Source organism: Streptomyces sp. NPDC027962 (assembly GCF_055566095.1).
The window spans coordinates 138,629-153,439 of record NZ_JBVHTA010000004.1 but is presented as its reverse complement, the minus strand read 5'-3'; the positions used below and the strand labels follow the sequence as shown (position 1 = coordinate 153,439).

Here is a 14,811-nt window from a genome sequence, read left to right as displayed (position 1 = left end):
CATCTCTTGATCGCCGTCATTGCCCCTGTCCCTCGTCCGCCGTCGAGGAAGGGACCACCGCACCGGCGCCGTTCCGGACCGCCTGCACCACCGCGTCGTGCAGTGTCCTGCTCGCTGCCTCCGAGGGGCACGGTGTGGGGCTGCCCGTCATCGTGAACCAGTCGGTCGCGCCGGTGAACTGCAGAGCGACATGTGCCATGCCGTCGGCCCATGTGGTGTGCACGGTGAGGTTCCCGGTCATCACGCCGGCCTCCTCGGACAGCGCACCGCCACGTCCTGTATACACATTGCGAGTTGTCCAAGACGCCCAGGTCATTACTCCAGCGTCACACCACGTCCCCGGATACGCGACCGACGGCGCGGCTCTCCCCGGGGCTGCTGTTCGGGACGGGGCTCGACGGCTGCCTGCCTCCCTAGGGCAGGGCAGCGCCCCGCGCCGTCACCCAGAGCTCGTACCACTCCTCGTGGCTGAGACGGGGCTCCCCCCGCGCGGCGTCCCGGCACGCACGGATGCGTTCCGGACGCACACTGCCGACGACCGGCGCGATCGCGGCAGGATGCCGCTGGAGCCACCACAGGAGGATCGTCTCCGGCGTGGTGCCCTTCTCCTCCGCCAGCGCCGCCACGAGCCGGGCGGTCGCCTGCTCGTTCGGCGTCTCCTGACGGCCGCTGAACCGGCCCTGGGCGAGCGCACCCCAGGCCTGCAGCCGGATGTTGTTCGCCCGGGCGTGCTCGACCGTGCCGTGAGGGAAGCCGACCGACGCCGCCTCCGGGGTGTTCACCAGCACAGCGGCCTCCAGCCAGTCGCGCCGGTGGAGGCTCATCTCGAGCTGGTTGGCGACCAGCGGGAGATCGAGCCGGGACTGCAGGAGCGAGATCTGCGCGGCGCTCATGTTGGACACACCGAAGCTGCGCACCAGGCCCTGGCCGTGCAGCGACATCAGAGCCCCCGCGAGCTCGTCCGGGTCGGCCAGCGGGTCCGGCCGGTGCAGGAGCAGGATGTCGACGAAGTCCGTACGCAGACGGCTGAGGCTCTCCTCGACCCCCCGGATCACGGTCTTTCCCCGCAGGTCGTACATGCCGGGGCGGTCGCCGTCGGCGAGACGGATGCCGCACTTGGTCTGCAGGACGATGCGCTCGCGCAGCCCGCGCGCGCGGGCGAGGACCTCGCCGAAGACTGCCTCGGCCTTTCCGTGGCGGTAGATGTCCGCGTGGTCGAACGTCGTGATTCCGCTGTCGAGGGCGGCCTCGACAGCCGCTTCGGCGGCGGCGACGTCCGCCGCGGAATGGGGCGTGGTGTCCCAGCCGCCCCCGAGGCCCATGCATCCGTACAGCAGCCGCTCGCCGTCCATGTCCGTCTCCGTCACGGGCCTCACCCTTCCATGTGCCGACCGCGCGACTCAAACGAGTGTCGGACCCGGCAGGACAGGCGCGGTGTTCGTCATGGGAGCACGATGGAAGGAGGTCGCAGCGTGGCCGGCCTGCGTTTCCGGGTCGCGCGGAGTGGCCGGGAGGATCTCATGGACAGTCCGGAAATCTACGAACTCGTGTTTCAGGAACCGGCCGTGGAGGACGACGTGGTCGTGGTGCGGCGCACCGAGAGGGTCGGTGCGGGCGGTTACCCGATTTACGAGGACGACACGGGGATCGTACGCGCGGAGATCAGCGAACGGGGAGAAGTGCGCATGATGGCGAGCGGGGGACACCAGGTCCACCCCTTCCCTGTGGTCGCCCGGCCACCGACCCCTCACTCGACGGGGCACGGGGCACGCTGAACCGCATCAAATTACGTCCGGAATCTCGTGCATACCCAGGGCCGGACGGGGGCATGCGATGGTCGAGCGAGCTCGACCGGTCCACCCCCCCCTGGCCGGTCCCGGGCCGTAGCGGCCCCGCCCCCCATCCCCCCGGGAGGCGGGGCCGCCCCTCATTCCGCAGCGCGAACGCGTGCCGTCGTGTCCGGCCGCCTCTTGTTCCGTCACCGGCACCCGCGCCGTCCGGGCGGCGGGCTGTTCGGACCGCAGCCGCGGTCGATGACGGCTGTCGGGCGCGCGGACGGGTGCTTCCCGCGGGCCCCGCTCCTGCCGCACCGGGCGCGGGCGGCGACCGCGTGCGACCAGTCCTGTCCGTCGGCCTGGTGAAAGTCGGCCCGGTGAAAACGGCGCTCCGGGCGGACCCGGAGCGCTTCGCGTTCCGAGGGTGCCCTTAGAGGTGCCACGCTATGACACCGGGTTCTCGATCAGAGTGATCCGGTTGCCGTCGGGGTCGTGGACAGCGGCGAACCGCACGCCCGGACCGCGTGGCTGAGTCCCGCCCGCCGTGATGCCACGGTCTGCGAGATCAGCAAGCGCCTTGTCCAGGTCGTCGACCACGAGGTTGAGCAGAGCGCCCCCGGCGTGTTCCGGCGACCGGAAGACGTGGATCCATCCGGACGGTGCGACAGTCGGCGAGCCCGTCCATCGGCCTCGCGTCGGCGGGGTGACCCAGAAGCCGTTCGTACCAGTCACCGCCGACTCGATGTCACTTACCGGGGCGACTGCGAGAACATGTGTGAAGGCCATGGTGACCACCCTTTTCGCCGTGGACGCGGGCCTCTGCCGTACGCGGGCCTCTGCCTTTGCCTAATGTGACCCCACGCAATATGACCCCACGCATCGCGGAAGTTCATCGAACCTTCCTCCTTCGGGGCGATGCGCCCCGAGCGCCGCGCGGCAGTCGTCGGTGCGGTCGGTAAGTCTCTCTGTGTCCGTGTCCCTGTGCGGCCGGCGGCCATCCGGCCACGCGCCCTCCCCTCGCTCTTTTGTCATGACCCTTGCCGCCGCCTGGACAGTCCTGCTAATGCTCTTGGTTAGGAAAGTTTCCTTCCAATCGATCGGCCGTCCCGCGGCCGAGTCCGGCCCTTCCGCCCAGCCAACGGAGTCCCCCATGAGACCGGCACGGTTCTGGCTACGCCCCCTCGGCGGCGTCGGCGTCCTCGGCGCCGCCCTGCTGCTCGCCCTCACCACCGCAACCCCCGCCCCGGCTGCCCCCGCCCCCACACCGCCGGCGACCGCGGCAGCCGTCACCCACGAGGCGGAGAACGCGACCGTCTCGCGCGGTCTGGCCGAGTCCAACCACCCCGGGTTCACCGGCAGCGGGTTCGTCAACTACGACAACGCCACCGGCAGTTACGTTCAGTGGACGGTCGACGCCGCGCAGGCCGGCCGCGCTACGCTGACCCTGCGCTTCGCGAACGGCACAGCCGCCGCCCGTCCGATGGACATCGCCGTCAACGGCGCGCTCGCCGCCGACGACCGCGCCTTCCCCGGCACCGGTTCCTGGACCTCCTGGTCGACGGTCACCTTCAACGCCGACCTCGAGGCGGGAGCCAACACCGTCAGGGCCACAGCAACCACCGCGAGCGGCGGTCCCAACGTGGACCACCTCGTCGTCGACGCACTCCCCACGACCGGCGGCACACCCGCGGCGGTCAACGGACAGCTCGAGGTCTGCGGTACGAAGCTCTGCAACCAGTACGGCAACCCCGTCCAACTGCGCGGCATGAGCACCCACGGCCTCCAGTGGTACAGCCAGTGCGTCACCGGCGGCTCGCTCGACGCCCTGGCCACCGACTGGCAGGCCGACGTCCTGCGGATCTCGATGTACGTGCAGGAGGGCGGCTACGAGACCGACCCGCGCGGCTTCACCGACAAGGTCCACTCGATCATCGAGCAGGCCACCGCCCGCGGCATGTACGCGATCGTCGACTGGCACATGCTCAGCCCCGGTGACCCGCACCACAACCTCTCCCGGGCGAAGACCTTCTTCAGGGAGATCGCCCAGCGCCACGGAAACAAGAAGAACCTGCTGTACGAGATCGCCAACGAGCCCAGCGGTGTGAGCTGGTCGAGCATCAAGAGCTACGCGGAGGAGCTCATCCCCCTCATCCGGCGCATCGACCCCGACACCCCGGTCCTCGTGGGCACGCGGGCCTGGTCCTCCCTCGGTGTCTCCGAGGGCGCAGACGAATCCGAGGTGGTGAACAATCCCGTCAACGCCTCCAACATCATGTATACGTTCCACTTCTACGCGGCTTCGCACCGGGACGAGTACCTGAGCACGCTCTCCCGCGCCGCCGACAGCATCCCGATGTTCGTCACCGAGTTCGGCACCCAGGACTACGCCGGAGAGGGAGCCAACGACTTCTCGATGGCCCAGCGCTACCTGGATCTGATGGCGAGCAAGAAGATCAGCTGGGTCAACTGGAACTTCTCCGACGACCACAGGTCCGGCGCCGTCTTCAACAGCGGTACTTGCAACAACAACGGCCCATGGGCCGGTACCGCGTCGCTGAAGCCCGCCGGCGTCTGGGTCCGTGACCGGATCAGGACACCGGACAACTTCCCGACCGGCTGACCGGAACCACTGTCCGCGCCCGGCCTGTGCGCGTCCCCGCCCGTCCGCTGTGATCCACTGGACGGGCGGGGACGCACACGAACAGGAGCAGCAGTGGCCGGCTACCGGACGTGGAGCGCGCCCGGCGCATCGCCGATCGTCTCGCCGAGCAGCCGGCGAAGCGGCCCGGCGGCTACACCCTCACCGTGGAGGCCTTCCAGTCTCTGGGCATCGTGCCCGGCGGCGGCGAAGGCAGCCACCAGCTGCACCACCTGCTGGAGAACGCCTTCGTACGCACCGCCGCCGGCCATGAACTCTCCGACGCCTTCCAGGAAGCCGTAGGCCCGATCCTGTCGTTCGCCACGAGCCCGCTGTGCGCGGTGCTGCACGAGGCCGTCCACGCCCAGGGCGGGCGGCCCACGGCCTGGGCCGCCGAGTGGTGCGCGCGGAGTTCGCGGAGTTCGACGCCGCCAAGGCCCTCGCGGGGGATCAGCCGCTGATGTCCACCGGGGAGACCATCCATCCCTGGCACTTCGAGGTGGACCCCGCCCTGCGGCCGCTGCGCGAGACGGCGGAGCTGCTCGCCGCGCACCGATTGGGCGCCGCTGTACGACCCGGCCCGCCTCGCCGCCAACGAGGTGCCGGTCGCCGCGGCCGTCCACCACGACGACATGTACGTCGACACCGATGACTCGCTGCGCACCGCGCGCACCGTCCGCGGTCTGCGTACCTGGGTCACCGACGAGTACGAGCACGACGGTGTGCGGGCGAGCGGGCCGCGGGTGGTGGAGCGGCTGCCGGCGTTGGCCCGCCAGGAGATCTGAGTTGTGATCAGCAGATCCGTATCCTGCGGGACATGACCGATCAGAAGAGTGAACAGCTCGAACCGATGCCGGCCGACTGGCAGCGCGCGCTCGCCGTCGTCGCACACCCCGACGACCTGGAGTACGGCTGCGCGGCCGCAGTCGCCGGGTGGACCGACGAAGGCCGCGACGTCGCCTACCTGCTGGCCACCAGGGGCGAGGCCGGGATCGACGGCATCGCGCCCGCGGACTGTGCACCGATCCGCGAGCGTGAGCAGCGGGCGAGCGCCGCCGTCGTGGGTGTCTCCACCGTGGACTTCCTGGACCACAGGGACGGTGTGATCGAGTACGGCACGGGGCTGCGCAGGGACATCGCCGCGGCGATCCGCCGCCACCGGCCCGAACTGGTCATCACTCTCAACCACCGCGACACCTGGGGCGGCACGGCCTGGAACACCCCCGACCACCGTGCCGTCGGACGGGCTACCCTCGACGCGGCCGGGGACGCGGGAAACCGCTGGATCTTTCCCGAGCTCATCTCCGAAGAGGGCCTCGAGCCGTGGGACGGGGTGCGCTGGGTGGCTGTCGCCGGCTCGACGAGCCCCACACACGCTGTCGAGGCGGGCCCCGGCCTCGAGCGGTCGGTGGCGTCACTGCTGGAGCACCGGCTGTACATCGAGGGTCTGACGGAGCAGGACCCGGAGGCGTACTGCCGCACCTTCCTCACCGGCATGGCCGAGATGGCGGCACCGCGTTTCGGAGGTCGTCCCGCTGTCACGTTCGAGCTCTTCCCGCGCTGACGCCGGTCACGACGCCCGGCCTCCGGGGCCCCGCCCGTGACGTGTGCGGTCATGTCCCGGGCGGCGTCGGGGCCCCGGCAATGTGGCCGGATTCGGACGTGTGGCCCGCCGAACAGCCCACATCGGTGAAAACGGTCCGTTCCTGCTGATTGACAGGGCGTCATATGGCTGGTCAATTGCGATTGTTGTGATGCGCGAACTTCCTTGTGAGACCCCAGCGGCCCATGGAGGAAAAGTGACGCTTCGCCCGACCCGTCTCGCCGTGCTCGCCGCGGCCATCACGCTGTTGCTGACGCCGGCCGTCGCCCGGGCGGCCGACCAGCCCAAGGCCGCCGGCGCCGAAGCCCCGGCCATCACCCCGACCCCGCAGTCGGTCCGACCCCTCGACGGCCGGGTGACCATCACCTCGACCGTCACCCTGATCCCGGGAGAGAGCGCCGACCCACAGGCCGTCGAGGTCACCGAGCAGGCGCTCCGCGACGCGGGCGCCCAGCGGATCGTGCACGGCGACCGGGCCGTGCGCGACCGGCTCACCGTCCACGTCGGCTCGGCGGCGGCGCTCGGCACGCTGAACCTCGAGGGGCCCGCCGGGCTGCCCGCCGACGGCTATGTGCTGGGTATCGGCGAGGAACGCGTCGTCCTGGCCGGAAACGACGCCACCGGCACCTACTACGCCGCCCAGACGCTGCGGCAGGTCCTCCCGCACCGCGACCGGCCCGGCGCGAAGATCGGCGGACTCGCCGTCCGCGACTGGCCGGCCACCTCACTGCGCGGTGTCATCGAGGGCTTCTACGGCACGCCGTGGTCCCATGAGGCACGCCTCGACCAGCTCGACTTCTACGGCGCGCACAAGATGAACATCTACGTCTACTCGCCGAAGGACGACCCGTACCTGCGGGACAAGTGGCGCGAGCCCCACCCGGCGCCGGAACTGGCGCGCATCAAGGAGCTGGTCGACCGGGCCGCCGAGCGCCATGTCGACTTCACCTACGCCCTGTCGCCGGGCCTGTCCATCTGCTACAGCTCCGACGCGGACACCGCGGCACTCATCGACAAGTTCCGGTCGATCTGGGAGATCGGCGTCCGCACCTTCGCCGTGCCGCTCGACGACATCAGCTACACCTCGTGGAACTGCCCGGACGACCAGGCCAAGTGGGGCACCGGCGGTGGTGCGGCGGGTGCCGCGCAGGCCCACCTCCTGAACCGGGTGAACAGGGAGTTCATCGCCGGACGCCCCGGTGCTCAGCCGCTGCAGATGGTCCCGACGGAGTACTACAACGTCACCGCCACCCCGTACAAGAAGGCGCTGGCCGAGCAGCTCGACCCGGACGTCCTCGTGGAGTGGACCGGAATCGGTGTCATCGCACCGACGATGACCGTCGCGCAGGCGAAGGCCGCCCGTGCCGTGTTCAACCACCCGATCCTGACCTGGGACAACTACCCGGTCAACGACTACGTCACCAACCGGCTGCTCCTCGGCCCCTTCAACGGGCGGGAGAAGGGCCTGCCCGCCGAACTCGCGGGCATCACAGCCAACCCCATGATCCAGCCGTACGCCTCCAAGATCGCCCTGTTCACCGTCGCCGACTACGCCTGGAACGACGCCGCCTACGATCCGAGAGCCTCCTGGGAGGCGGCGGTGCGCTGGTACGCGGGAGGCGACGGACGGGCGGAACGTGCACTGCGGACCTTCACCGACGTCAACTACAGCTCGCGGCTGAACCTCCAGCAGGCCCCCGAGCTGGCGGCCGCGTTCGAGCGGTTCTGGATTGACGGCGACGGGCGCCGGCTCGAGCGGGTGCTCGGTGATCTGCGCGCCGCGCCGTCCGTGCTCCGCGACCGTCTGCCCGAGCAGGGCTTCATCGACGACGCCGGTCCCTGGCTCGACGCGACCGAGGCGTGGGCGATCGCGGCCCGTACCGCCCTGCGCATGGTGGGGGAGGCACGTGACGGCGACGGCCGCGAGGCCTGGGAACTGCGCCGGCAGCTCCCAGGCCTCCTCGCCACGGCCCGGTCGTTCGTCTACACGGGGCTCGACGGCCGTCCGGTGCCCGTGACCGTCGGCGAGGGCGTGCTCGACGGCTTCGTCGACGACGCGACGGCCGAGCACGACCGCATCCTGGGGGTGCCGGGGGCCGTCAGGGCGGCGAGCAGCATCGGTCAGTACCGCGACAACGACGTCTCACGGATGCTCGACGGCGACGACGCCACGTTCTACTGGAGCAGCCGCGCGCCCGCCGTGGGCGACACCGTCGGCGTCGACCTGCGCCAGGAACGCGAGTTGCGCTCCGTCAAGCTCGCCATGGGCAAGCCCACCAGCCCCAACGACTATCTGCGCCAGGGGGTGCTCGATTACTCGTCGGACGGTACGAGCTGGCAGCAGTTCGCCGCCTTCACCGGGCAGCCCGACGTCACGGTCACCGCTCCGGCGGGCACCAAGGCCCGCTTCGTGCGGGCACGGGCGACAGCCAAACAGACCAACTGGCTTGTCGTCAGGGAGTTCGCCGTCGGTACGGACAGTGCGTCCGTCACGGGCGACCCGCCCGCAGCGGCCGGTTCTTTTCTGGGCGCGGCGGCTGACGGCGACCCCGGCACGCTCTACCGCGCGGCGCGGACGCCACGGGACGACGAGGCGCTGACGGTGGAGCTGGGCAAGCAGCGGACCGCGCGTTCGGTCACGGTCCTGCAGCCATCGGACACCGCCGTGCAAGCCATGGTGGAGCTGCGGGGGCCCGACGGCGCCTGGCGCAGGGCGGGTGAGCTCCGCGGACCGTACACCCAGCTCAGGTTCGGGCCGCGCGAGGTCGCCGGGGCGCGTCTGGTGTGGCGCGGCGGGGTGCCGCGGATCGCGGAGGTGATCGTCCGCTAGCCAGGGCGAGGGCTGTGCGTATTTGACAAAGTCCCTTGCTGTTTCTGCAATGGGGTGCATGGAAGACGACGCACGGCTCGACGCCGTACTGAACGAGGTCGGCCCCCGGCTCCGCAGGATCCGGCGCGAGCGGGGGGCCACCCTCGGCGCGCTCTCGGAGGCGACGGGGATCTCCGTGAGCACCCTGTCCCGGCTCGAGTCCGGCGGACGCCGGCCCAGCCTCGAGCTTCTGCTGCCCATCGCCCGCGCCCACCAGGTACCGCTGGACGAACTGGTCGGCGCGCCCCCGGTCGGCGACCCCCGGGTGCGCTCGAAGCCGATCGTCCGTGGCGGGCGCACGATGTATCCGCTCACCAGTCGGCCCGGCGGCCTGCAGGCGTACAAGGTGGTCCACGAACCCTCCGCCGACCAGCCGGAGCCGCGCACCCACGAGGGCTACGAGTGGCTGTACGTCCTGTCCGGGCGGCTGCGTCTGGTGCTCGGCGACCACGATGTGGTGCTGGGTGCGGGGGAGGCCGCGGAGTTCGACACCCGGGTGCCGCACTGGTTCGGCTCCGCCGACGACCGGCCCGTCGAGTTCCTGAGCCTCTTCGGTCCCCAGGGTGAGCGCATGCACGTACGGGCCAAGCCGAAGCGGGCCTGAGACGGTCGTGCGGGTGATCGTGCAGGCAGTCATGCGCTCCCTGCCCTTCCCGGATGGGCAAGCGACCGCTTAGTATGTGGCGCAGCGCAGTACTGCCCTACGTGTGGGAGGCCCCGAAATGCAGGCATGGCGAGTGCACCGCAACGGCGAGCCGAGCGAGGTGATGCGGCTCGAAGAGGCGGACCGGCCCACGCCCGGCGAAGGGCAGGTCCTCCTGAAGGTCCGTGCGGCCAACATCAACTTCCCCGACGCCCTGCTCTGCCGGGGCCAGTACCAGGTGCGGCCCCCGCTGCCCTTCACCCCCGGTGTGGAGATCTGCGGCGAAACAGAGGGCGGCCGCCGCGTGATCGCCAACCCCGTCCTCCCGGGCGGCGGGCTCGCCGAGTACGTGGTCGCCGACGCGGCCGCCCTGCTCCCCGCGCCCGAGGCGCTCGACGACGCGGAGAGCGCCGCGCTGCACATCGGCTACCAGACGGGCTGGTTCGGGCTGCACCGGCGGGCCGCTCTCAAAGAGGGCGAGACCCTGCTCGTGCACGCGGCGGCGGGCGGGGTCGGCAGCGCCGCGGTACAGCTCGGAAAGGCAGCCGGAGCCCGGGTCATCGGCGTCGTCGGCGGCGCGGACAAGGCGGCCGTCGCCCGAGAGCTCGGCTGCGATGTCGTCGTCGACCGTCACGCGGACGACATCGTCGCCGCCGTCAAGGAGGCGACAGGCGGACGCGGCGCGGATGTGGTCTACGACCCGGTCGGCGGAGACGCGTACGCCAAGTCCGCCAAGTGCGTGGCCTTCGAGGGACGGATCGTGGTCGTCGGCTTCGCCAGCGGCGACATCCCCGCCCCCGCCCTCAATCACGCGCTGGTCAAGAACTACTCGATCATGGGCCTGCACTGGGGCCTGTACGCCACCAAGGACCCGCGCTCCATCGCCCGCTGCCACGAGACGCTCACCGAGTACGCGGCCAAGGGTCTCGTCAAACCCCTGATCAGCGAGCGCGTCGCCTTCAAGGACGCCGCGGACGCCGTGCAGCGCGTCGCCGACGGCACCACCACGGGCCGCCTGGTCGTCCTCCCGGACGGAGCGGGCCGATGACCCAGGCAGCCGAACTCCACGCCCTCACCCGGGAGTTGCTCGCGACCCATCCGCCGGCCGAGACCGACCGCACCGACTTCCTCAAGGCGCGCTTCGACGCCGGACTCGCCTGGGTCCACTTCCCGAAGGGCCTCGGCGGACTCGACGCCCCGCGCGCCCTCCAAGCCGTCGTCGACGCCGAACTCACCGCCGCCGGGGCTCCCGACAACGATCCCCGCCGGATCGGCATCGGACTCGGCATGGCCGCGCCGACGATCCTCAAGTACGGCTCCCAGGAGGTCAAGGAGCGCTTCCTGCGGCCCCTGTGGATCGGCGAGGAGGTGTGGTGCCAACTGTTCAGTGAGCCCGGAGCCGGCTCCGACCTCGCGGCACTCGGCACCCGCGCCGTGCGGGACGGCGACGACTGGCTCGTCACCGGTCAGAAGGTGTGGACCTCCAGTGCGCACGTCGCCCGGTGGGCGATCCTCATCGCCCGTACCGATCCGGACCTTCCCAAGCACCGGGGCATCACCTACTTCATCTGCGACATGACCGACCCCGGGGTCGAGGTGCGGCCTCTGCGCCAGATCACCGGGGAGGCGGAGTTCAACGAGGTCTTCCTCACCGGGGTGCGCATCCCCGACGCGCACCGGCTCGGCGAGGTCGGCGAGGGCTGGAAGGTCGCCCAGACCACCCTGATGAACGAGCGCGTCTCCATCGGCGGCATGCGCCTGCCGCGCGAGGGCGGCATGATCGGCCCCGTCGCGCGGACCTGGCGGGAGCGGCCCGAACTGCGCACCCACGATCTGCACCAGCGGCTGCTGACCCTGTGGGTCGAGGCGGAGGTGTCCAGGCTCGCCGGAGAGCGGCTGCGCCAGCAGCTCGTCGCGGGCCAGCCCGGACCCGAGGGCAGTGGCATGAAGCTCGCCTTCGCCCGCCTCAACCAGGAGATCAGCGGTCTCGAGGTCGAAATGCGCGGCGATGAAGGGCTGTTGTACGACGACTGGACCATGAGCCGGCCCGAGCTCGTCGACTTCACGGGACGCGACGCCGGCTACCGCTATCTGCGCTCCAAGGGCAACTCGATCGAGGGCGGCACCAGCGAGGTGCTGCTGAACATCGTCGCAGAACGCGTTCTCGGGCTGCCCTCCGAGCCGCGCAACGACAAGGACATCGCCTGGAAGGACCTCGCGCGATGACGAACCTGCTGTATTCAGAGACCGAGGACGACCTGCGCGCCGCGGTACGGTCGCTCGTCGCCGCCCGCGGCGACACGACCGCACTCGCCACCCGCGCCGAAGCGGGTTCGCCCGGCGACCCGCGGCTGTGGACATCCCTTGCCGCCGAGATGGGCGCAGCCGGGCTGCTCGTACCGGAGAAGCTCGGTGGCCAGGGTGCGAGCCACCGGGAGGCAGCGGTCGTGCTGGAGGAGCTGGGGCGCGGCGTCGTCGCCGCGCCGTACCTCACCAGCTCCGTCGCCGCCACCCAGACACTGCTGGCGCTGGACACCGAGTCGGAGATGGTCGCCGCGCTGCTCGGCGCCCTGGCGGAAGGGCGGCGCACCGCCGTACTCGCCGTGCCGCTGTCCACGGCGCCGGACGGTCCGCTGCCCGACGGCGGGGCGCGCGTCACCGGCGTCGCGGACGCCGCGACGGCCGATGTGCTGCTCCTGCTCCGGCCCGACGGCCTGTACATGGTGGAAGCGGCGGAGGCCGTCGTCGAGCCGCTGACCCCGCTCGACCTCACCCGCCCCATCGCCGCGGTCACGGCCCCGGACGGCGGGACGCGGCTCGCGGACGCGGCGGTCGGCGAGGCCGCTGTGCGCCGAGGACTGCTCGCCGGGGCCGGTCTGCTCGCCTCCGAGCAGCTGGGCCTCGCCGAGTGGTGCCTGGAGGAGACGGTCCGGCACACCGCGGAACGGCACCAGTTCAACCGCCCGGTCGGCTCCTTCCAGGCGCTCAAGCACCGCATGGCGCAGCTGTGGCTGGAGGTCGTCTCGGCACGGGCGGCTGCCCGCGCCGCCGCGGACGCGCTGGCGACGGACAGCGCGGACGCCGCGGTGTCGGTCGCCGTCGCCCAGGCGTACTGCTCGCGGGTCGCGGTCCACGCGGCGGAGGAGTGCGTGCAGTTGCACGGCGGCATCGGTATGACGTGGGAGCACCCGGCCCACCTGTACCTCAAGCGCGCCAAGGCGGACGAGATCGCGTTCGGAACACCGGGACGGCACAAGGAGGCGCTGGCCGCGTTGGTCGACCTCCAGGCCCCGTGACACTGCCGCCCCGTGCCCCGGCCCAGTAACGTCCTTTGTTCCGTCACGCCCTTTACGCGCTGTTTGATTGCGGCCACTTTGCCATAACAGCTGATCTTCAACAGGGCTGTACGCGCATGACGGGCTGATCGACACGGGCTGCGGCCGCCACGGCCATGGCCGCCGCGCCGACCCTCGGCGCGGCGGCCTGCTCCATCCCGGGCGGCGGGGAAGCGGGCGCCACGGCGAAGGACTCGGCGGTCGTCGGCATCGCCTACGAGCCGGACAGCCTCAGCCCGCTCCTCGGCTACGGAAAGGACGGCAACTCCAAGATCTTCGACGGGCTGCTCGCTTTCGACGAGGGCATGAAGCCCGTCCGGACGCAGGCCGCGTCGTGCTGGACGGCGAACCGGTCGACGGCTGGCGCCACGCCGTACCCCGGCCCAGCACACCGCCGTCGGTGTCGTCTTCCAGCAGCCCCGGCTGTCCGCCGACCCGCGGCTCAGTCTGCGGGACCTGATCGCGGAGCCCCCGAGGGCCACCGGCCACAGGCGGCCCCGAGGCCTCGGCCGGCGCGGACGAACTGGCGCTGTCCGTGGGCCTCACCGCCGAACTGCTCGGCCGCCGGCCCCATGAGGTCATCGACGGCCGGCTGCAACGCGGCTGCCTGGCAAGGGCGCTGGTGCTGCGCCCGCGCCGGCTGGTCCGCGACGAGATGACGGTCATGCGACGCGTCGACGACCGCGGCGCTGGTGGCCGTCGTCGAAACCTACCGCCGCACACACGGCGCGGGCCTGCTCGCGGTGGGCCTGAGCCGCTGGTGCGACCGGACCGTGCACTGGTCCGACATCACGCAGGGGTGAGGCGGCAGTCGGGGTCCTGGCAGGGCCGCTGTCCTCCAGCGTTTCCTGCCGGCACGGATGTCACGGCGTTGTCGCAGCGGCGGCGAGCAGCCGTCACCGCGTGCGCAGAGCCGTGACGCTGAAGCGTTCGACCTCGGCGACGTGGCCGCCTGTGCTCGCGACGAGGGTCAGCACCGGGTCGCGGGCGCCGGTGAAGGAGACGGACGCCGACCAGGGGCTGTCCTTGCCGCCCGCCGGGATGCAGCACGAGCTGCTGCCCAAGGGCGACGTGGACGAGGGCTGGTGCACCTGGACGTGGATGCTTTCGTCCACGCCCGTGATCCTTCCGCCGGCACGCACCGGTGAGCGTACGACCGACCCGTACGCGGGCGTGGTCAGGGAGAACGTCGTGTCGTCGGTGCCCACCACCTCCCATGGGGCGTTCGGACCGGAGCCGTAGCGCACCAGATGGATGACGGCCGCTGTGGCCCCGGCCTCGGGGCCGCTGCCGCCGACGCCGATCCGTGCCTCCATGTCGCCGACGGAACGCGTGGTGACCCGGTCGATGTCCTTGAAACCGAGGAAGCCCTGGGTGAAGGAGAGCGCCGTCTGCGCCGGATCGAGATGCCACGGCTGGTGCCCGCCGGAACGGAATTCGCGCTCCCACGCCTTGGCCTGGTCGAGCGTGGTGAACGGCCACAGCGGCTGCAGGCCCTTGGCGCCGCCCAGTCGGCCGTCACCGCTGGGCGCCGGTGTGGAGGGCGGTGGGGTGCCCGGTGGTGTGCCGGTGGCCGTGGCGGACGGGGCGGGATCACTGGCCGACGCCGACGCCGACGCCGACGCCGAGGATGTGGACGGCGATCTCGCCGCCTGCGACGCACCGCCGGACCCACCGCACGCGGCGAGCATCAGGCCGGCCGCGGCGGTCACGGCCACTAGTCGGAAGGGGAGCCGGAAGTTCATTGATGCCCCCAGGCACGAGTACCGACTCTCGGTACTCTTCGTAACAGCCATCGTGCCACCAGCCAGATCTCCGCTCCAAGTTCCTCATCGGTCGTTTCGACGACAGCCGCGGAACGGGCGCCGGATGGCGTTTGCACGTGCGTTCGGCCCCCAACGCCCCATCTCCTGCGGCCCCTTGGCAACCGACATGACGAATGGCCGAA

13 protein-coding genes and 2 pseudogenes are annotated in these 14,811 nt (G+C 71.2%); 10 read left to right on the top strand and 5 right to left on the bottom strand.

The genetic code is table 11. The annotated features are described in order from the left end of the window. Positions 1–16 precede the first annotated feature (16 nt). Positions 17–316, bottom strand: a complete 300-nt coding sequence (locus ACZ4SA_RS05470; protein ID WP_468270098.1) for a hypothetical protein — start codon at positions 314–316, stop codon at positions 17–19. A 97-nt stretch (positions 317–413) separates the two neighbouring features. Then, positions 414–1,367, bottom strand: coding sequence for an aldo/keto reductase (locus tag ACZ4SA_RS05465; protein WP_468270096.1), 954 nt, complete (start codon positions 1,365–1,367; stop codon positions 414–416). 153 nt (positions 1,368–1,520) lie between these two features. On the opposite strand from ACZ4SA_RS05465, the gene ACZ4SA_RS05460 reads away from it, so the two are divergent. Beyond that, entirely contained in the window at positions 1,521–1,775 is a 255-nt protein-coding gene (locus ACZ4SA_RS05460; protein ID WP_403864051.1) for a DUF6296 family protein, read from the top strand. Positions 1,776–2,219: 444 nt separating this feature from the next. Here ACZ4SA_RS05460 and ACZ4SA_RS05455 read toward each other — a convergent pair whose 3' ends face one another. Further along, positions 2,220–2,561 carry a VOC family protein gene (locus ACZ4SA_RS05455; RefSeq protein WP_468270094.1) on the bottom strand — a complete coding sequence of 114 codons (342 nt, stop codon included), beginning with the start codon at positions 2,559–2,561 and terminating at the stop codon, positions 2,220–2,222. A 244-nt stretch (positions 2,562–2,805) separates the two neighbouring features. Here ACZ4SA_RS05455 and ACZ4SA_RS05450 point away from each other — a divergent pair, with 244 nt between their 5' ends. From ACZ4SA_RS05450 to ACZ4SA_RS05415, 8 genes and pseudogenes are all read left to right on the top strand, one after another. Continuing rightward, a complete protein-coding gene (locus tag ACZ4SA_RS05450) occupies positions 2,806–4,395 on the top strand; it encodes a cellulase family glycosylhydrolase (protein WP_468270092.1) in 1,590 nt (529 codons plus the stop codon). A gap of 107 nt (positions 4,396–4,502) precedes the next feature. Further along, positions 4,503–5,198, top strand: a pseudogene (locus ACZ4SA_RS05445) (alpha/beta hydrolase); the annotation flags it as partial. 32 nt (positions 5,199–5,230) lie between these two features. Continuing rightward, positions 5,231–5,977 carry a PIG-L deacetylase family protein gene (locus ACZ4SA_RS05440; RefSeq protein ID WP_468270090.1) on the top strand — a complete coding sequence of 249 codons (747 nt, stop codon included), beginning with the start codon at positions 5,231–5,233 and terminating at the stop codon, positions 5,975–5,977. A 235-nt stretch (positions 5,978–6,212) separates the two neighbouring features. Continuing rightward, positions 6,213–8,846, top strand: coding sequence for a beta-N-acetylglucosaminidase domain-containing protein (locus ACZ4SA_RS05435; RefSeq protein ID WP_468270088.1), 2,634 nt, complete (start codon positions 6,213–6,215; stop codon positions 8,844–8,846). 58 nt (positions 8,847–8,904) lie between these two features. Continuing rightward, on the top strand, positions 8,905–9,489 hold the full coding sequence (locus ACZ4SA_RS05430) for a helix-turn-helix domain-containing protein (protein ID WP_468270086.1): 585 nt from the start codon (positions 8,905–8,907) through the stop codon (positions 9,487–9,489). A 118-nt stretch (positions 9,490–9,607) separates the two neighbouring features. Further along, positions 9,608–10,576, top strand: coding sequence for an NADPH:quinone oxidoreductase family protein (locus ACZ4SA_RS05425; RefSeq protein WP_468270084.1), 969 nt, complete (start codon positions 9,608–9,610; stop codon positions 10,574–10,576). After that, positions 10,573–11,754 carry an acyl-CoA dehydrogenase family protein gene (locus ACZ4SA_RS05420; RefSeq protein WP_468270082.1) on the top strand — a complete coding sequence of 394 codons (1,182 nt, stop codon included), beginning with the start codon at positions 10,573–10,575 and terminating at the stop codon, positions 11,752–11,754. Before ACZ4SA_RS05425 ends, ACZ4SA_RS05420 begins: the two co-directional genes overlap by 4 nt. Continuing rightward, positions 11,751–12,824 (top strand): acyl-CoA dehydrogenase family protein, encoded by a 1,074-nt coding sequence (locus tag ACZ4SA_RS05415; protein WP_468270080.1) that lies wholly within the window; start codon positions 11,751–11,753, stop codon positions 12,822–12,824. Before ACZ4SA_RS05420 ends, ACZ4SA_RS05415 begins: the two co-directional genes overlap by 4 nt. A gap of 97 nt (positions 12,825–12,921) precedes the next feature. On the opposite strand, the gene ACZ4SA_RS05410 is transcribed toward ACZ4SA_RS05415, so the two are convergent. Next, positions 12,922–13,074: a hypothetical protein gene (locus ACZ4SA_RS05410; protein ID WP_468270347.1), complete on the bottom strand. Its 153-nt coding sequence runs from the start codon at positions 13,072–13,074 to the stop codon at positions 12,922–12,924. Between the two features lie 102 nt (positions 13,075–13,176). Here ACZ4SA_RS05410 and ACZ4SA_RS05405 point away from each other — a divergent pair. Continuing rightward, a pseudogene (locus tag ACZ4SA_RS05405) lies at positions 13,177–13,666 on the top strand (ATP-binding cassette domain-containing protein); the annotation flags it as partial. Positions 13,667–13,759: 93 nt separating this feature from the next. Here the strand turns inward: ACZ4SA_RS05405 and ACZ4SA_RS05400 are convergent. Then, complete coding sequence (locus ACZ4SA_RS05400; protein WP_468270078.1) at positions 13,760–14,575, bottom strand: hypothetical protein; 816 nt, start codon at positions 14,573–14,575, stop codon at positions 13,760–13,762. Positions 14,576–14,811: the final 236 nt, after the last annotated feature.